The sequence below is a fragment of the Mycobacterium sp. P2_H7 genome, from assembly GCF_056403275.1.
Genome location: NZ_JBFUFU010000024.1, coordinates 16,114 through 33,954 on the forward strand (window position 1 = coordinate 16,114; position 17,841 = coordinate 33,954).

The following is a 17,841-nucleotide window of genomic DNA, read 5'->3' on the forward strand; positions in this document are numbered from 1 at the left end:
GGAGTACGCGCGATGAGCAATGTGCCGTTGGATGCGGCGGGGTTGCCCCAGAAATTGAACGGCATCGACACCCTGCTGCACCGCGGGGAGGCCAATCCACGGACCCGGTCGGGCATCATGGGCGTCGAACTGCTTGACGTCACTCCTGATTGGGAGCAGTTCCGCGCGGTGTTCGAGCAGGCGTCGCGCAAGGTTCTTCGGTTACGCCAGAAAGTGGTCATGCCGACGCTGCCGACGGCGTCACCGCGTTGGGTGGTCGACCCCGACTTCAACCTGGACTTCCATGTGCGCCGGGTCCGGGCCCCCGAACCGGGCACCTTGCGGCAGGTTCTCGACCTCGCCGAGGTCGCGCTGCAGACGCCGATGGACATCACCCGGCCGCTGTGGACGGCCACCCTGGTCGAGGGTCTGGCCGACGGACGCGCCGCGACCATCCTGCACCTGAGCCATGCCGTCGCCGACGGGGTCGGCACCGTCGAGATGTTCGCCAACATCTACACCCTGGAACGGGATACCCCCGTCGGTGAGCTTGCGCCCCTGCCGATTCCGCAGGATCTCTCCGCCACCGACCTGATGAAACTGGGCATCAACCGGCTACCGATGAAGATCACCAACAGCGTGCTCGGCCTGCTCGGCGGTGCCGTGCACGCGGTCACCAACGTGGTGCGTGATCCGGCCGCCACGGTCAGCGGCGTGGTGGACTACGCGCTGTCGACCGCCCGGGTGTCCCGCCCCGTCGCCGACCACTCGCCGCTGCTGCGCCGCCGCAGCCTCAACTCGCGCAGCGAGGCCATCGACATCGTCTTCTCCGACTTCCACCGGGCCGCCAAGGCCGCGGGCGGTTCCATCAACGACGCTTACCTCGCCGGCTTGTGCGGCGCGCTGCGGCACTACCACGAGGTCAAGGGCATCCCGATCGACACCCTGCCGATGGCGGTCCCGGTGAACCTGCGCGCCGACGACGATCCCGCCGGCGGAAATCGTTTTGCCGGAATCAATCTCGCGGCGCCGGTCGGTATCGCCGATCCCGAACGTCGGATCAAGGCGATCCGCTCACAGATGACCAGCAAGCGCGAGGAACGCGCCATGGACATGGTGGGCACGCTGGCGCCGTTCGTCAGCTTCCTGCCCGACGCCGTCCTGGAATCGGCCGCCGGCTCGGTGGTCAACTCCGACGTGCAGGCCAGCAACGTGCCGGTGTATCCCGGCGACACCTTCATCGCCGGGGCAAAGGTGTTGCGGCACTACGGCCTCGGCCCGCTGCCGGGCGTGGCGATGATGACGGTGCTGGTGTCGCGCGGCGGCTTCGTCACCGTCACCACCCGCTACGACCGGGCCGCCTTCGCCGACGACGCGTTGTGGGCCGACAGCCTGCTGCGGGGTTTCGACGAGATCCTGGCCCTCGGCGGCGAGAGTCGCGCCGTGGCGGCCTCCTTCACTGCATCCGAGACCGTGTCATCGAACGGAAGTGCCGATAAATGAGTGACGCACGACTGCCCGGGACGGTCGCCGAGATCGAGGCCAGCCCACCTGGACCGGGAATCGGCGCGTTCTTCGACTTGGACGGCACCCTGGTCGCCGGGTTCACCGGCGTGCTGATGACCCAGGACCGGCTGAGGCGCGGCCAGATGAGTGTCGGCGAGTTCATCGGCATGGTGCAGGCCGGGCTCAACCACCAACTGGGCCGCTCGGAGTTCGAAGACCTGATCGGCAAGGGCGCCCGGATGCTGCACGGAAACTCGTTGTCCGATCTGGACGAACTGGGGGAGCGGCTGTTCGTGCAGCACGTCCGCGACCGCATCTATCCCGAGATGCGGGCCATGGTCAAAGCGCACATGGCCCGCGGACACACCGTGGTGCTGAGTTCGTCGGCGTTGACGGTCCAGGTCGAGCCCGTCGCCAAATTCCTCGGGATCGACAAGGTGTTGTGCAACAAGTTCGAGGTGGACGACGAAGGCCTGATCACCGGTGAGGTGCAGCAGCCGATCATCTGGGGCCCGGGCAAAGCGCATGCGGTGCAACAATTCTCAGCCGCCAACGGGGTCGATCTGACTCAGAGTTATTTCTACGCCGACGGCGACGAGGATGTTGCGCTGATGTACGTGGTGGGCAACCCGCGTCCCACCAATCCGGCGGGCAAACTGGCCGCGGTCGCGCTCAAGCGTGGCTGGCCCATCCTGAAGTTCAGCAGCCGCAGCGGCAGCAGTCCGGTGGCGCAGCTGCGCACCCTGGCCAGCCTCGCCACCATCCCGACGGTCGCGGCCGGCGCGATCGGCCTGGGGCTACTCACCCGCAACAAGCGCACGGGCGTCAACTTCTTCACCTCGAACTGGAGCAGGTTGCTCATGGCCACCACGGGCATCGAGCTCAACGTGCTGGGTGAGGAGAACCTGACCGCCCAGCGTCCCGCGGTGTTCCTCTTCAACCACCGCAATCAGGCCGACCCGTTCATCGCGGGCCGGTTGGTGAAGGACAACTTCACCAGCGTGGGAAAGAAGGAGCTCGAGAAGAACCCGTTGATGGGGCCGCTGGGCAAGGTGATGGACGCGGCGTTCATCGACCGCGACGACACCCAGGCCGCTGTCGAGGGTCTGCGTAAGGTGGAAGAACTTGCTCGCAAAGGGCTTTCCATCATGATCGCGCCGGAGGGCACCCGGCTGGACACCACCGAGGTCGGCCCCTTCAAGAAGGGGCCGTTCCGGATCGCGATGGCCGCCGGTATCCCGATCGTGCCGATCGTGATCCGCAACGCCGAGGTGATCGCCGCCCGCGACTCCAGCACGTTCAACGCAGGCACCGTCGATGTCGCGGTGTTCCCGCCCATCTCCACCGATGACTGGACCCACGACAACCTGTCCGAGCGCATCGCCGAGATTCGTCAGCTCTACCTGGACACCTTGTTGTCCTGGCCGCATGACGAGCTTCCCGACGTGCCGTTGTACAGACGCACCACGCAGACGCCTTCCCCGGAAGGCCGTCCATGACAAGGCTTTCCGGCGACATCGACAGCTTCCACCCGACCGGGGACACCCTGGTGCTCGCCTCGGTCGGTTCACCTGCCGAGCAGGGGTTGCTCAAGGATTGGCTGCAGCAGCAGCGCAGGGACCGCCCCGACGCCCGTGTCGAGGTGCTGCACCTGCCCGCCACCGACGATCCGCCGCCCACCGTGCTGGCGCAACTCGTCGAGAAGCTCTCGGCCGGCCCGGACCGGTCGGTGGTTCCGGTGCGGGTGTTCTGGGTGCCCGGCGGACTGCCCACCCGGTCCAAGGTGGTGTCCCTCATCTCCGGCCGCGACACCTACCGGCCGCCCGAATTGTTGCAGCACCGCATCCTGCGCAAGGACCCGTCGCGGGCCCGCGTGGTGGCCGGCGAGCCGGCCAAGGTGTCCGAGCTGCGTCAGCAGTGGAACGACACCACCACCGCCGAGAACCCGCGTGAATTCGCACGTTTCGTCATCCGTCGCGCCATTCTGGCGATTGAACGGGTCGAACTGCGGCTGCTGGGCCCGGAGTACAAGTCGCCGCGACTGGTCAAGCCGGAGATGTTGGCCTCGGCCCGGTTCCGTGAGGGCCTGGACAAGATTCCGGGTGCCACCGTGGAGCAGGCCGGTGAGATGCTGGATGAGCTGTCCACCGGGTGGAGCCGGTTCTCCGTCGACCTCATCCCGACCATGGGCCGCGCCATCTTCAGCCGCGGTTTCGACCCCAACATCGACTACGACCGCGCCGAGATCGAGGCCATGCGCGGCTCGCTGGAGATCCATCCGGCAGTCCTGCTGTTCTCGCACCGTTCCTATCTGGACGGGGTGATCGTCCCGGTTGCCATGCAGGAGAACCGGTTACCACCGGTACACACCTTCGCCGGGATCAATCTGTCCTTCGGCTTCATGGGTCCGATCTTCCGGCATTCCGGGGTGATCTTCCTGCGCCGCAAGCTCGACGACCCGCTGTACAAGTACGTGCTGCGCCAGTTCGTCGGGTACATCGTCGAGAAGCGCTTCAACCTGAACTGGTCCATCGAGGGCACGCGGTCGCGGACCGGAAAGATGTTGCCGCCCAAGCTCGGTCTGCTGTCCTACGTCGCGGACGCCTACCTCGACGGCCGCAGCGAGGACATCCTGCTGCAACCGGTGTCCATCAGTTTCGATCAGCTGCACGAGACCCAGGAGTACGCGGCGTACGCACGGGGCGGGGAGAAGACCCCGGAAGGGGTCAGCTGGCTCTACAACTTCGTCAAGGCCCAGGGCGAGCGGAACTACGGCAAGATCTATGTCCGCTTTCCCGAGGCTGTCTCGATGCGCCAGTACCTCGGTGAGCCGGGCGGCCCGATCACCTCCAACCCGGACACCAAACGGCTGGCCATGCAGAAGATGGCCTTCGAGGTGGCGTGGCGCATCCAGTCGGTCACCCCGGTGAACGCGACGGGGCTGGTGTCGGCGCTGCTGCTGACCACCCGCGGGGTGGCGCTGACGCTGGGCCAGTTGCACCGCACTTTCCAGGACTCGCTGGATTACCTGGAGCGCAAGGGAACTCCGATGACCAACAGCCTGCTCCGGTTGCGCACCTCCGACGGGGTGCGGGCGGCGGTCGACGCGCTCTCCGGTGGGCACCCGGTCACCCGGATCGACAGTGGCCGCGAGCCGGTGTGGCTGATCGAACCGCAGAACGAGCACGAGGCGGCGTTCTACCGGAACACGCTCATCGCGTCATTCCTGGAGACCTCGATCATCGAGCTGGCGCTGGCACACGCGGCCCGCGCCGAATCCGACCATCTCGACGTGTTCTGGGCGCAGACCGCGCGGCTGCGCGATCTGCTGAAGTTCGACTTCTACTTCGCCGACTCCGCGACGTTCCGCGACAACCTGACCAAGGAGATGTCGTGGACGCAGGACTGGGAGGAGCAGATCGCGTCGGGCCGTGAGGGCATCGAGGCGCTGCTGCGGGCCAAGCGTCCGCTGCTCGGTTCGGCAATGCTGCGCCCGTTCGTGGAGGCGTACGAGATCGTGGCCGACGTCCTGCGCGACGCCCCGGCCGACCTTGCCGAGAAGGAGCTGACCAAGCTGGCGCTCGGCGTCGGCCGCCAGCAGGTGGCCCAGGGCAAGGTGCGCAGCAATGAGTCGGTGTCCGCGCTGCTGTTCACCACCGCCCGCCAGGTGGTTGCCGACCAGAAGCTGTTGGGCCGCGCCCCCGACCTGTCGCAACGGCGTGCGGAGTTCCTTCGCGAGTTGCGCGACATCCTGACCGACATGGACACCGTGGAGGCCGGATCACGGGCGCAGTTCTACGAGCGGGAGCAGGCGGCCCGGCACACAGCTGACGCTTGAGGGTCACCCCATACGCTGGTGGGATGACTGCCCCCACGCCCCGGAGTGCCGCGTGGCCCGTTCTGTTCGGCGTCGCGGTACTCGCCGGTGCCGTGGCGGCGGGTTTGGGCGGGCTGTCGCTGGCCGACGCGCTGACAGCGACGGGCCTTCCGGACCCGGGTCCCGTCACCACGTATGGGCTGCCGTTCGTGCGCGCGGCGGGGGAGATCGCCGCGGCCGTCGCGGTCGGCTCGTTCCTGTTGGCCGCGTTCCTGGTGCCGCCGCAATCCAGTGGTGTGCTGGACGTGGCCGGCTACCGGGCCCTGCGCACGGGCACGCTGGCCTCCGGCGTGTGGACGGTGTGCGCCGTGCTGCTGGTGCCGCTGACGGTGTCCGATATCACCGGTCAACCGCTGGCCAGCCGGCTCAGCCTGTCCGATATCTGGTCGGTCGCCAGCTTGGTGGAGACGGCGGGCACCTGGCGGTGGACGGCCCTGTTCGCCGCCGTCGTCACCGTCGTGAGCATCCCGGTGCTGCGCTGGTCGTGGACGCCGCTGCTGTTCGCCGGGTCGGTGTTCACGCTGGTGCCGCTCGCACTGTCCGGGCACTCCTCGGCTGGTGGCTCGCACGACCTGGCCACCAACAGTCTGTTCATCCACCTGGTCGCCGGCGTGGTGTGGGCCGGTGGGCTGCTGGCCCTGTGGGCGCTGGCGTTCCGCGGCGGGGCGCACACCGATCTCGCGGCGCGGCGCTTCTCCGCGATCGCGCTGTGTTGCTTCGTCGCGATGGGGTTCTCCGGGGTCATCAACGCCTTCGTCCGGATCCGCCCGGCCGACCTGCTGCACACCAATTACGGCTGGCTGGTCGTCGGCAAGGTCACGGCCCTGCTCGCGCTCGGGGTGCTCGGGTTTGTGCAGCGCCGCCGCTCGGTCAGGGCGCTCACCGAGGATCCTGACAACCGGCGTCCGCTGATCCAGCTGGCCCTCGTCGAATCGCTGGTGTTCGGCCTCACGTTCGGCATCGCCGTCGCACTGGGTCGCACCCCGCCGCCCCCGCCGCCTGTGTTCAACCCGTCGGTCACCGCCGTCGAGATCGGCTACGACCTGGCCGGCCCGCCAACCGTCGCGCGCATCCTGTTCGACTGGCGCTTCGATCTGATCTTCGGCACCGCCGCGATCCTGTTCGCCGCCGTGTACGTGGCCGGCGTGATCAGGTTGCGGCGGCGCGGTGACGCGTGGCCGGTCGGGCGGACCATCGCCTGGCTGTGTGGGTGCGCGGTGCTGTTGTTCGCGACGTCGTCGGGGCTGGGCCGCTACATGCCGGCGATGTTCAGCATGCACATGGGCGCCCACATGCTGCTGTCCATGCTCTCGCCGGTGCTGCTGGTGCTCGGTGCGCCGGTGACGCTGGCGCTGCGCGCCCTTCCGGCCGCGGGGCGCGCAGGACCGCCCGGTATGCGGGAGTGGCTGCTGGCTGCGCTGCACAGTCGGGCTTCACAGATCCTCACCAACCCGTTCGTGGCGACCGCGCTGTTCGTCGGCGGCTTCTACGGGCTGTATTTCGGCGGGATCTTCGACGCGGTCGCGGGTCTGCACGCCGCGCACGTCGCGATGAACCTGCACTTCCTGCTGAGCGGCTACCTGTTCTATTGGGTGGTCATCGGCATCGACCCGACGCCGCGACCCATCCCGTCGCTGGCCAAGCTCGGGATGGTGTTCGGGTCGCTGCCGCTGCACGCCTTCTTCGGTGTCGTGCTGATGGGCACCCAGACCGTGATGGCCGAGGGCTTCTACAAGTCACTGCAGCTGTACTGGCACACCGACCTGCTCGGTGATCAGCGACTCGGCGGCGGCATCGCCTGGTCCGCGGGCGAGGTGCCGCTGGTCCTGGTGATGCTGGCGCTCTTGATCCAGTGGCGGCGCAGTGACAACCGCACCGCCACCCGACTGGACCGGGCCGCCGACCGCGACGACGACGCCGACCTGGCCGCCTACAACGCCATGCTGGCGAAGCTGGCCGAGCAGGAGTCCGGTCGCAGTTAGCCCGGCAGTCCCTGCTCTTCGGACGGCAGCGGCGCGGGGCCGGTGATCTGCGGGGCCGCGCTCACCATCGGCGGGCGCACGTCCTGCGGTGCGGACGGCGAGTTGGTGACCGTGACGCCGGTCTCCATGCCCGCGGCGGAGTGCATCGGGTCATCCGTGCTCAAGGTGGTGCCCACCAGACCGGTCAATGCCACGGCGGCGCAGGACAGTCCGATCAGCGATGCACAGGTCAGGTTCTTCATATTCATTCCCCTATGTATTTTATGTCGACCACGGTGGGTCCCTGCCAGTGAATATTGCCGCTGCGCAGGCCCTTTAAACATTAATAGTTATATAGGGTAACGATGAGAGAGTCCAAACCGTCGGCCGGTCACGTGTCGCCGGGGTGCCTGCGGTCGGCGAAAAACCCACTGCAGGCGTTATTTACGCGCGTGGCGGGTGTTCCCAGCGAATTGGCAGGTTGTATGTGTCTGCCTATGTAAATGCCGGTGAGTGCTCAGGATCCGTAGTTCACCGTGACGGTGCCGTCACGATTCACCCCGGTCTTGGGCGCCGGGTCCTGCTGCACCACCTTGGCGCGGCTCTGCCCGCCCGCGTCGACGTCGGGACCTTTCTGGAAGTTCCCGGTGAAGCCGAGGGACTGCAGCTGCTGCAGCGCGTCGCCGTAGAACAGTCCCCGTAGGTCGGGCATCTCGAGCTGATTCCCGCGGGAGACCTTCAGGGTGACTGGCGCGTCGGAATCCATCGACGTGCCGGCGGGCGGGTCGGTGAGAGCAACCTGACCCGCGGGCAACGTGCCGTCGGTGTCCGCCTGAAGGATGGTGGTGAACCCCGCGATGCCCAGGTTCTGGGTGGCCTGCTGCACTGTCTGCCCGGTGACGTCGGGAAGTTGCCGTGCGGACGGTCCGGAGCCGACGAGGATGACGATCTCGTTGCTGGTGGCCGAATCCTGTTGTGCGGCAGGCATGGTCCCGACGACCTTGTCCAACTCGGCGGCCTTGGAAGCCTGCGGCATCCGCCGCACGTTGTCGAATCCGGCGTCGTGCAATGTCTGTACCGCGTCGTCGTAACTCAGCGTGGCGACGTCCGGGATGCGGCGCTGCTCGGGCCCGGTCGACACGTTCACGGTGACGTCGCCGCCGGAGGAGACGGAGTCCCCGGCCGCGGGATCGGTGCCGATCACCCGGCCGGCCTCGACGGAGCCGTCGGGGTTGGTGTCGACGTGTGGGGACAGGCCGCGGTCCTGCAGCTGGGTCAGGGCGTCTTGGCGGGTCAGCCCGTGCACGTCGGGCACCTGGACCCGGCTCATGGTGCCCACGATGAACACCCCGGCGATCACCAGCACGATGACGGCCGCGAGGGCGCCGCCGATGAGCCAGCGCCGCGACGTGTTGCGGGGCTGCTGGACGGGCAACTGCAGGGTGTGCGGGTGCTGCGGATCACGGGCCGTCGGGGCTTCGTCGACGTCGTCGGGCTGCTGCGCCGGCGCCTCGGGTGCGTTCCCGGTGCTGACCCGGATGAGATCGGCGTGCAGTTCCGCGGCGCTCTGGTAGCGCTTCTCGGGTTTCTTGGCCAGAGCCTTGAGCACCACCGCGTCGAGTTCGGGGGAGATGCCCGCATGTCGCTGCGACGGCGGGATCGGCCGTTCCCGGACGTGCTGGTATGCCACGGCCAGTGGGGTGTCACCGGTGAACAGTGCTTGACCGGTGAGCATTTCGTACAGGACACAGCCCAGTGAGTACACGTCGGTGCGGGCGTCGACGTCCTGGCCGCGGGCCTGCTCGGGGGAGAAGTACTGCGCGGTGCCCACCACTGCGGACGTCGCGGTGAGGCGGTCCCCGGTGGTGGCGTTCATGGCATGCGCGATGCCGAAATCCATCACCTTCACGGTGCCCGTGGGGGTGATCATGATGTTGGCGGGCTTGATGTCGCGGTGCACGATGCCGCGGCCGTGGCTGAACTCGAGCGCCGTGCACACGTCACCGATGATCGAGATGGCGCGCTGCGGGGGCATCGCGCCGTGCCGCTGGATCAACTTGCCGACGGTCAGCCCCTCGACGTACTCCATCACCAGGAACGGCAGTTTCCCGTTGGGCGTCTGAGCCTCACCGGTGTCGTACACCGCCACGATCGACGGGTGGTTCAGCGCGGCGGTGTGCTTGGCCTCCCGGCGGAACCGCTGATAGAAGCTCGGGTCGCGGACCAGGTCGGCGCGCAGGATCTTGATCGCGACCTCGCGGTGCAGCCGGACGTCACGCGCCCGGTGCACCTCCGACATGCCACCGAAGCCCAGGATCTCGCCCAGCTCGTAGCGGTCGGTCAGCTGTTGCGGCACCGTCATCGCGAAGTACATCCCACGCCATTGATCATCTCTCAACCTGGAAGCGGCGGGCCCGACACCCTTGCGGAAAAGCCGTCGGACCCGCCCTACCTGCTGCGCTACGCCTGTGCGGGCAGCGCCTCGGTGTCTGCGTCGCTGGTCGGCGGGCGCTTGGGCTGCGGCGGCAGGAACTGGTAGTCACCGCGCGGATAGACCACCTGCGGCCACCAGAACCACCGGCCCAGCAGCGTGGCGATGGACGGCATCAGCAGCGACCGCACGATCAACGTGTCCACCAGCAGGCCGATCGCGATCGTCGAACCCATCTGGGCGAGCACCACCAACTGGCTGCCCAGCATCGCCGCCATGGTGGCCGCGAACACCAGACCCGCCGAGGTCACCACGCCACCGGTGCCTGCCATCGACCGGATGATGCCGGTCTTGAGCCCGGCGTGGATCTCCTCGCGGAACCGGGACACCAGCAGCAGGTTGTAGTCGGCACCGACCGCCAGCAGGATGATGACCGACATCAGCATGACCAGCCAGTGCACGTGGATCCCGAGCAGGTTCTGCCAGATCAGCACCGAGATGCCGAACGAGGCGGCGATCGAGCTGCCCGCGGTGGCGACGATGACCAGTGCGGCCACCGCACTCCTGGTCAGGATCAGCATGATCATGAAGATCAGCGTCAAGGCGGACACGACGGCGATCATCAGGTCGTAACGCGCGCCGTCGGCCATGTCCTTATAGGTGGCGGCCACCCCACCCAGATAGATCTTGGCGTCCGACAACGACGACATCTTCAGCGCCTCTTGCGCGGCCTTGCGCTCGGAGCTGACCCGCGCGATCCCTTCCGGTGTGGCCGGATCGGTCTCGTGGGTGATGAACATGCGCGCCGACTTGCCGTCGGGCGACAGGAACATCTTCAGACCGCGCTCGAAGTCCGGGTTCTGGAACGCCTCGGGCGGCAGGAAGAACAGGTCGTCGTTCTTCGCCTCGTCGAAGCTCTGCCCCATCGCCAGGGCGGTGTTGTTGGTCGCCTCCATCTGGTCGAGCAGGGCCTTCTGCGAGTTGTACGACGCCAGCGACAGGTCCCTGCTGGTCTTCATCGACGCGATGGTCTGCGGAAGCAGCGCCGTCAGTTTCGGCGCGAGGTCGGCCAGTTGGTCGGTGTTGACCTGAACGGCCCCGGTCTTGTCGGTCACCTCGTCGATCGAGTCCAGGGAATCGAAGACGGACCGAAGGGCCGCGCACATCGGGATGTCGAAGCAGTGCGGCTCCCAGTAGAAGTAGTTACGGATGGGCCGGAACTGGTCGTCGAAGTTGGCGATGTTGTCGCGCAGTTGCTCGGTGACCTTCAGCAGCTCCTGCGACTTGGCCGCCGAGTCCAACGTCAACTTGGTCTGCTGCAGGGATAGTTGGTACTGCTGCTCCAAGATCGAGATGGACGTATTCGTCGCATCGATGGTCTTGAGCTGGTCGGCCAGCTGCTGCCGCTGGAACGGCAGGTTCATGTTGCTGGTCTGGCCCTGCACACTGGTCTGGAACGGAATCGAGCTGTGCTGGATGGGGATTCCCAGCGGCCGGGTGATGTTCTGCACCATGGCGATGCCCTCGGTGTGCATGACGTTGCGCGCCACGGCGTTGAGCACCAGCATGTCGGCGGGGTTGCGCATGTCGTGCTCGGACTCGACCATCAGGATGTCGGGATTCATCCGGGCCTGCGAGAAATGCCGGTCCGCGGCGGCGAACCCGATGTTGACCGGCGCGTCGTCGGGCAGGAAGTAGCGGTCGTTGTAGGCCGCCTTGTAGCCGGGGATCGCCACGATGCCGATCAGCACGACGAACAGGCTGGCCACCAGGACGGGCGCCGGCCAGCGCACCACGGCCGTGCCGACACGACGCCAGAAACGGCTCTGCGGAGGACGTTTCGACTCGTACCAGCCGGCCCGGCTGCCGAGGAACAACACCGCGGGGCCCAGGGTGACGGCCGAGGCCACCACCACGACCATGCCGATCGCCACCGGGGCGCCCATGGTGCTGAAGTAGGGCAGCCGCGAAAAGCTCAGGCAGTACGTCGCACCCGCGATCGTCAGGCCCGAGCCGACGATGACCGGAGCGACCGATTTGAACGTCGTGTAGTAGGCGCTGTCGCGATCCTCACCCATCCCGCGGGCCTCGCGATAGCGGCCGAAGATGAAGATGCCGTAGTCGGTGGCGGCCGCGATCGCCAGCATGGTCAGGATGTTGCCGGCGAACGTGGTCAGCCCGAACACATCCTGCATGGCCAGCACCGAGATGACGCCGCGCGCGGTCAGCAGCCCGATGAAGGTCAAGAACAGCTGCACCAGTGTGGTTTTGATCGATCGGTAGACGACCAGCAGCATGCCGGCGATCGCGATCAGCGTGTACAGCGTGATCTGTCCCAGGCTGGCGTTGCCGATGACGTGCATGTCGTTGGTCAGGGCCGCGGGACCGGCGACGTAGGCCTTGACGCCCGGCGGCGCCTTGGTCTCCTCGATGGCCTTGCGGACGGCTTCGACGCCTTCGTTGGCCAGGGTCTGGCCCTGCTCGCCCGCCAGGTTCAGCATCACGTAGGACGCCTTGCCGTCGGCGCTCTGGGCGCCGGCAGCGGTCAGGGTGTCGCCCCAGAAATCCTGGATGTGCTGGATGTGCTCGGGGTTCTCCTCGAGCTTCTTGATGATCTCGTTGTAGTAGTCGTGGGCGTCGGGACCCAGCGGTTTGTCGCCTTCGATGACGACCATCACCGTCGCGTTGGAATTGAATTCCTTGAAGTTGTCGCCCATCCGCTTCATGGCGATCACCGACGGCGCATCATCCGGTGTCATTGGCGCCGAGTGCAATTCGCCGACGACCTCGAGCTGCGGGGCGATGACATTCACCAGTACGGCGATGGCCAGCCAGGCCAGCACGATCGGCACCGCGAGGATGCGGATCGCGTGCGGGAGGACGGGGTGCTTCTGGGTGCCTGCCGGCTCGGCGGTGGCGGTTGCGTGGGTCATGCGGTCTCCTCGCAGGCTCGGATCCCGCATGTCGGTCGTTGATTCGCTCCGCAAGCGTCGCTCATGCGGACTTCACCAGGCAGTAGGTCTGGGCGTCGACACCATCGGCTGTTTGCTCCTCACGAACGGTTCCATTCACGGTGACCCGGCAGCCGATCTGTTGGCCCTCGGCACGCGCCATCAGGCTGGCGCTGACCGTCGGCAACGTGGTCGACAAGGTGATCGACCACGGCAGCGTCGCGGTCACCGAGTGCACCTTGGCATCTGGGTCGAAATAGCTGATCTGCGCGGTGTCACCCGCTGCGCCGTACACGTCGTAGACCAGAACCTTGGGATTGAACTGGACGATCTCGATGCCTGCGCCGGCGTTGGCGTTCAGGTCCTCGGAGGCGAACATCTTGTGCAGCCGCGAGACCACCAGACCCGAAACGGCCAGCACCACGATGAGGACCAATGGGATCCACGCTTTTTTCAGCCAGCGGCCGACTCGAATTTTCTGCACCCCAACCTCTTTCAGAGATCAATCGGTCGTCTCGACCGCAAAACACATGTGCCCGTCGACTCAGCCGCGCACGGCGTCATCCGTTCCGTCTGCGTCGTCCGCATCGGCGGCCAACCGGGTCAGGATCGGGCCGGCGACACTGGCGGCCAGGGACAAGGCGCGTTCCTCTTCGGGCGTCAACGTCGCCAACAACTCGCGCAGCCGCTCCCGGCGCGTGCGCCTCCGATTGTCGAGCAACGCCTGACCTTGCTCTGTGATTCCGATCAGGCAGGCGCGGCCGTCATCGGGGTCGGCGACCCGGGCCACCAGATCGGCACGTTCCAGGCGCTGCATCAGCTGCGTCATCGACGGCTGGCTCACGCCTTCTTTGGCGGCCAGGGCGGTGAGCCGGATCGGCCCTTCCCGGGACACCCGATTGATCGCGTACGCCGCCGACGTGCTCAGTTCGGCGCGATCGGACAAGAAGCGTGCGGTCAGATCTGTCGCATCGTCGAGCATGTTGCCGATGCACTCGCGCGCGAAATCGTCGGACGGTCGCGGAGTCACCAGGTATCTATATCACGAAGCTTATCTAATCGATAGCTGAAGCACAGGTTCGAGCTGTCAGTTTGCTGTCAATGCTCTCGAATGAGGGGTGATTGGATGCTTTGTGTGATGTAGATGCGGTTACACCGCACCGGCGGCGATGGCGGCGGGCCAGCTTCCGTAACCGCTGATGTCTGCACCCGTCGCCGCGGAGGCGTCCGCGGCGAATGCGGTGCGCCACGTCCCGTCGCTGAATTCGACCTTGCCCAGCTGCATGGGTGCGGGCAGCGCGGCCAGGAAGCGGCCCAGCGCGGCGGGGGAGAGCAGCCACCGGTGCCCCAGCAGCGCGGCGCCGTCGCTGCCTTCGGCGACGCGGGTGATGGCCGGCTTGGGCGGGGTCGTCGGGAGCACCGTCATCCGGTACCTCGGCGCGGTCGTCAGCTCACCGTCCCAGCGGGCGCCCAGATCGGTCAGCTGTGACACCAGCGGGCCGCCGCGCAGGTGTGCGCCGAACACCACGAGTTCGGTGTGGTCGGCCACGGCCAGCGGCCAAACCTGTTGCGGTGCTTCGGCATCTGCGGCGATGGCCGCGATATCCATGGCGACGGCATCATCGAAGGCGCGCGCCAGCACGGTGACCCCGAACTGCGCCTCGCCCGCGGTGCCGGTGGGCACCGCGACACCACACAGATCGAAGAGGTTGCAGAAGTTGGTGTAGGTGCCCATCGCCGAGTTCACCCCGATCGGGTCCGTGGCCACCTCGTCCAGGGTGGGGTGCAGGGGCGCGGTCGGCACCAGCAGCGCATCCACGCCCTCCAGGGCGGACATCGCCACCCCGCGCAGCCGGGCCACCTCGCGGCGGTCGGCGACCAGTCGGTGCGCCGGGATGTCCCGGGCCCCGGTGACGATGCGCGCCACCGTCGGATCGATGTCGGCGCCGGGATTGGCATCGATGAATTCGCCCACCGCGGCGTACCTTTCGGACACCAGCGCACCGTTGTACAGCAACCGGGCGGCCGCCAGGAACGGATCGATGTCGACGCGGACGACGCGCACACCGGCTTTCTCCAGAGTGCCCACCGCGGCCTCGAACGCGGCCTGCCATGTCTGGTCGAGTCCAGGCAGCGTCGACGGCACGGCGACAACGGGATTCGGCGGCGCGGACAGGCGGGTGTCGGCCGGCCACGCGCGGTCCCCGGCGGCGGCCATGGCCGCCATCGCCGTGTTGGCCTGCGCCAGGTCGCGGGCGAAAATCGTGACACAGTCATAGGATTCGCATGCAGGTATGACACCGTCGGTGCTGATCACCCCGAGGGTCGGTTTGATGCCGACGATGCCCTGCAAGCCGGCCGGGACCCGGCCCGAACCTGCGGTGTCGGTGCCGATCGCGATATCGGCCACGCCTGAGGCGACCGCCACCGCGGAACCCGAACTCGACCCCCCGCTGATGTAGGCGGGCCGGCGGGAGTCGGACACGGCGCCGTACGGCGAGCGCGTTCCGACCAGGCCTGTGGCGAACTGGTCCAGGTTGGTCTTGCCGATCACCACGGCGCCGGCCGCGCGCAGGGCCGCGACCGCCGGGGCGTCGGACCCGGGCTGATAGGCGAACTGGGGGCAGCCCGCGGTGGTCGGCAGCCCGGCGGCGTCGACGTTGTCCTTGACCGCCAGTCGCACCCCGGCCAGCGATCCGCCCGCCGCCCGGCTGGCGGCCAGATCGGCATCGATATCGGCATCGGGTCGTCGGCTGATCCACACAGTCATGGGCCAAACCCTAGGGCCCGGTTATCCACAGTGCCCGATTGATCCACAGGCGTGGCTCCGGTCGCGGCGGCGCGTGGCGTCCTGTCGGTGGCGGTCGGCTCAATGGATGCACAGGCCGGCTTTCGCACACATCAACTGCCGGCACCGGAGAAATGACGAAAGGCAACGCCATGTTCGAGACACCCTTTTCCGTGGTCGGCACCGTGATCACCGACCCCGTCCCGCGCCGCGTCGGCGAGCAGGACTTCACCCGGTTCCGGGTGGCCAGCAACTCACGCCGGCGCACCGCCGAGGGCACCTGGGAAGCAGGGAACTCGCTCTACCTCACCGTCAACTGCTGGGGAAAGGTCGCCGACGGGGTGGTCGGCGTGCTGTACAAAGGCGACCCGGTGGTCGTCGTGGGGCACATCTTCACCAACGAATACGAGGACAAGGAAGGCAACCGCCGGTCCACGACCGAGGTGCGCGCCACGTCGGTGGGTCCGGATCTGACGCGCTGCCGGATGAAGCTCGACAGGACCCGGCCGGCCTCCGAACCGGTGGCGACCACCGGGCCCGACGCTGACCAGAGCGCCGAACACACCGATGAGCCGGAGGAGCTGTCGATCTCGGCGTAGCGGCGCATCCCTCGTTGCCTAGGATGGGTCCGCGAGACTTCTTGCGGACGAAAGGCACGACGAGGCAATGGCCGAATTCATCTACACGATGCGGAAGGTCCGCAAGGCGCACGGCGACAAGGTCATCCTTGACGACGTCACCCTGAACTTCCTTCCCGGCGCGAAGATCGGCGTCGTCGGCCCCAATGGGGCCGGTAAGTCGAGCGTCCTGAAGATCATGGCCGGGATCGACCAGGCCAACAACGGCGACGCCTTCCTGGCGCCCGGTGCGTCGGTGGGCATCCTCATGCAGGAGCCGCAGCTCGACGAGACGAAGACCGTCCGGGAGAACGTCGAGGCGGGCGTCGCCGTCAAGGCCAAGCTCAACCGGTACAACGAGGTCGCCGAACTGATGGCGACGGACTACACCGACGAGCTCATGGACGAGATGGGCCAGCTGCAGGAGGAGCTGGACGCCGCCGACGCGTGGGATATCGACTCCCAGCTCGAGCAGGCCATGGACGCATTGCGCTGCCCGCCGCCGGACGACCCGGTGACCCACCTGTCCGGTGGTGAGAAGCGCCGCGTCGCGCTGTGCAAGCTGCTGCTGTCCAAACCCGATCTGCTGCTGCTCGACGAGCCCACCAACCACCTCGACGCCGAGAGCGTGCTGTGGCTGGAGCAGCACCTCGCCGCCTACAAGGGCGCCATCCTGGCCGTCACCCACGACCGGTACTTCCTGGACAACGTGGCCGAGTGGATCCTCGAGCTCGACCGCGGCCGTGCCTACCCGTATGAGGGCAACTACTCCACCTATCTGGAGAAGAAGGCCGAGCGCCTCGAGGTGCAGGGCAAGAAGGACCAGAAGCTGCAGCGCCGCCTGAAGGAAGAGCTCGCCTGGGTGCGCTCGGGCGCCAAGGCCCGGCAGGCCAAGAACAAGGCCCGCCTGGGACGCTACGAGGAGATGGCCGCCGAGGCGGAGAAGACGCGCAAGCTCGACTTCGAGGAGATCCAGATCCCGGCGCCGCCGCGACTGGGCAACCTGGTGGTCGAGGTCGACCATCTGGACAAGGGCTTCGACGGCCGCATCCTGATCAAGGATCTGTCCTTCACCTTGCCGCGTAACGGCATCGTCGGCGTCATCGGACCCAACGGCGTCGGTAAGACGACACTGTTCAAGACCATCGTCGGCCTGGAACAGGCGGACAGCGGCGAGGTCAAGGTCGGCGAGACGGTGAAGCTCAGCTACGTGGACCAGAGCCGCGCCGGCATCGACCCGAAGAAGAACGTCTGGCAGGTGGTCTCTGACGGGCTGGACTACATCGAGGTCGGCCAGAACGAGATTCCGTCGCGGGCGTACGTATCGGCGTTCGGGTTCAAGGGCCCCGATCAGCAGAAGCCCGCGGGCGTGCTGTCCGGCGGTGAGCGCAACCGCCTCAACCTCGCGCTGACGCTGAAAGAGGGCGGCAACCTGATCCTGCTCGACGAGCCGACCAACGACCTGGATGTCGAGACGTTGAGCTCGCTGGAGAACGCGCTGGAGAGCTTCCCGGGCTGCGCCGTGGTGATCTCCCACGATCGCTGGTTCCTGGACCGCACCTGCACCCACATCCTGGCGTGGGAAGGCGACGACGACAACGAGGCCAAGTGGTACTGGTTCGAAGGCAACTTCGGCGCCTACGAGGAGAACAAGGTCCAGCGACTGGGCGCCGATGCGGCTCGCCCGCACCGGGTCACGCACCGCAGACTCACGCGCGACTGATCCGGCGG

General features: G+C 67.2%; 12 protein-coding genes. 6 read left to right on the forward strand and 6 right to left on the reverse strand.

Features of this window, described 5'->3' with window-relative positions; translation table 11 throughout:
• The first annotated feature begins 12 nt into the window (after window positions 1–12).
• From AC1DY7_RS28670 to AC1DY7_RS28685, 4 genes are read left to right on the forward strand one after another with little or no spacing between them, the layout of a single operon-like run.
• The gene (locus AC1DY7_RS28670) at window positions 13–1,482 is read left to right on the forward strand and encodes a wax ester/triacylglycerol synthase family O-acyltransferase (protein ID WP_477497149.1); all 1,470 of its coding nucleotides are present in this window, start codon (window positions 13–15) and stop codon (window positions 1,480–1,482) included.
• Window positions 1,479–2,984 carry an HAD-IB family hydrolase gene (locus tag AC1DY7_RS28675; protein WP_477497150.1) on the forward strand — a complete coding sequence of 502 codons (1,506 nt, stop codon included), beginning with the start codon at window positions 1,479–1,481 and terminating at the stop codon, window positions 2,982–2,984. Before AC1DY7_RS28670 ends, AC1DY7_RS28675 begins: the two co-directional genes overlap by 4 nt.
• Complete coding sequence (locus AC1DY7_RS28680) at window positions 2,981–5,323, forward strand: glycerol-3-phosphate 1-O-acyltransferase (protein ID WP_477497151.1); 2,343 nt, start codon at window positions 2,981–2,983, stop codon at window positions 5,321–5,323. The genes AC1DY7_RS28675 and AC1DY7_RS28680 overlap by 4 nt, the downstream gene beginning before the upstream one ends.
• A gap of 23 nt (window positions 5,324–5,346) precedes the next feature.
• Window positions 5,347–7,344 carry a bifunctional copper resistance protein CopD/cytochrome c oxidase assembly protein gene (locus AC1DY7_RS28685; RefSeq protein WP_477497152.1) on the forward strand — a complete coding sequence of 666 codons (1,998 nt, stop codon included), beginning with the start codon at window positions 5,347–5,349 and terminating at the stop codon, window positions 7,342–7,344.
• On the opposite strand, the gene AC1DY7_RS28690 is transcribed toward AC1DY7_RS28685, so the two are convergent.
• The 6 genes from AC1DY7_RS28690 to atzF form a co-directional block, all read right to left on the reverse strand.
• Entirely contained in the window at window positions 7,341–7,586 is a 246-nt protein-coding gene (locus AC1DY7_RS28690; RefSeq protein ID WP_477497153.1) for a hypothetical protein, read from the reverse strand. The two genes, AC1DY7_RS28685 and AC1DY7_RS28690, sit on opposite strands and share 4 nt — an antisense overlap.
• A 254-nt stretch (window positions 7,587–7,840) precedes the next feature.
• Window positions 7,841–9,685: a Stk1 family PASTA domain-containing Ser/Thr kinase gene (gene pknB / locus AC1DY7_RS28695; protein WP_477497154.1), complete on the reverse strand. Its 1,845-nt coding sequence runs from the start codon at window positions 9,683–9,685 to the stop codon at window positions 7,841–7,843.
• 98 nt (window positions 9,686–9,783) lie between these two features.
• Complete coding sequence (locus AC1DY7_RS28700) at window positions 9,784–12,687, reverse strand: MMPL/RND family transporter (protein WP_477497155.1); 2,904 nt, start codon at window positions 12,685–12,687, stop codon at window positions 9,784–9,786.
• Between the two features lie 61 nt (window positions 12,688–12,748).
• Complete coding sequence (locus AC1DY7_RS28705; RefSeq protein WP_477497156.1) at window positions 12,749–13,189, reverse strand: MmpS family transport accessory protein; 441 nt, start codon at window positions 13,187–13,189, stop codon at window positions 12,749–12,751.
• A 60-nt stretch (window positions 13,190–13,249) separates the two neighbouring features.
• Window positions 13,250–13,735 carry a MarR family winged helix-turn-helix transcriptional regulator gene (locus AC1DY7_RS28710; RefSeq protein WP_477497157.1) on the reverse strand — a complete coding sequence of 162 codons (486 nt, stop codon included), beginning with the start codon at window positions 13,733–13,735 and terminating at the stop codon, window positions 13,250–13,252.
• A gap of 120 nt (window positions 13,736–13,855) precedes the next feature.
• Complete coding sequence (gene atzF, locus AC1DY7_RS28715) at window positions 13,856–15,475, reverse strand: allophanate hydrolase (protein WP_477497158.1); 1,620 nt, start codon at window positions 15,473–15,475, stop codon at window positions 13,856–13,858.
• A gap of 170 nt (window positions 15,476–15,645) precedes the next feature.
• Here atzF and AC1DY7_RS28720 point away from each other — a divergent pair, with 170 nt between their 5' ends.
• Window positions 15,646–16,092: a single-stranded DNA-binding protein gene (locus tag AC1DY7_RS28720; RefSeq protein WP_477497159.1), complete on the forward strand. Its 447-nt coding sequence runs from the start codon at window positions 15,646–15,648 to the stop codon at window positions 16,090–16,092.
• 67 nt (window positions 16,093–16,159) lie between these two features.
• Entirely contained in the window at window positions 16,160–17,833 is a 1,674-nt protein-coding gene (gene ettA, locus AC1DY7_RS28725; RefSeq protein ID WP_477497160.1) for an energy-dependent translational throttle protein EttA, read from the forward strand.
• Window positions 17,834–17,841 lie beyond the last annotated feature (8 nt).

Excerpts from the sequence above, each read along its gene's own strand:
- AC1DY7_RS28670 (WP_477497149.1), top strand. The coding sequence starts at position 13 with ATGAGCAATGTGCCGTTGGATGCGGCGGGGTTGCCCCAGAAATTGAAC.
- AC1DY7_RS28685 (WP_477497152.1), top strand. The coding sequence starts at position 5,347 with ATGACTGCCCCCACGCCCCGGAGTGCCGCGTGGCCCGTTCTGTTCGGC.
- AC1DY7_RS28690 (WP_477497153.1), bottom strand. The coding sequence starts at position 7,586 with ATGAAGAACCTGACCTGTGCATCGCTGATCGGACTGTCCTGCGCCGCC.
- AC1DY7_RS28675 (WP_477497150.1), top strand. The coding sequence starts at position 1,479 with ATGAGTGACGCACGACTGCCCGGGACGGTCGCCGAGATCGAGGCCAGC.
- atzF (WP_477497158.1), bottom strand. The coding sequence starts at position 15,475 with ATGACTGTGTGGATCAGCCGACGACCCGATGCCGATATCGATGCCGAT.
- AC1DY7_RS28700 (WP_477497155.1), bottom strand. The coding sequence starts at position 12,687 with ATGACCCACGCAACCGCCACCGCCGAGCCGGCAGGCACCCAGAAGCAC.
- ettA (WP_477497160.1), top strand. The coding sequence starts at position 16,160 with ATGGCCGAATTCATCTACACGATGCGGAAGGTCCGCAAGGCGCACGGC.
- AC1DY7_RS28680 (WP_477497151.1), top strand. The coding sequence starts at position 2,981 with ATGACAAGGCTTTCCGGCGACATCGACAGCTTCCACCCGACCGGGGAC.
- AC1DY7_RS28720 (WP_477497159.1), top strand. The coding sequence starts at position 15,646 with ATGTTCGAGACACCCTTTTCCGTGGTCGGCACCGTGATCACCGACCCC.
- pknB (WP_477497154.1), bottom strand. The coding sequence starts at position 9,685 with ATGACGGTGCCGCAACAGCTGACCGACCGCTACGAGCTGGGCGAGATC.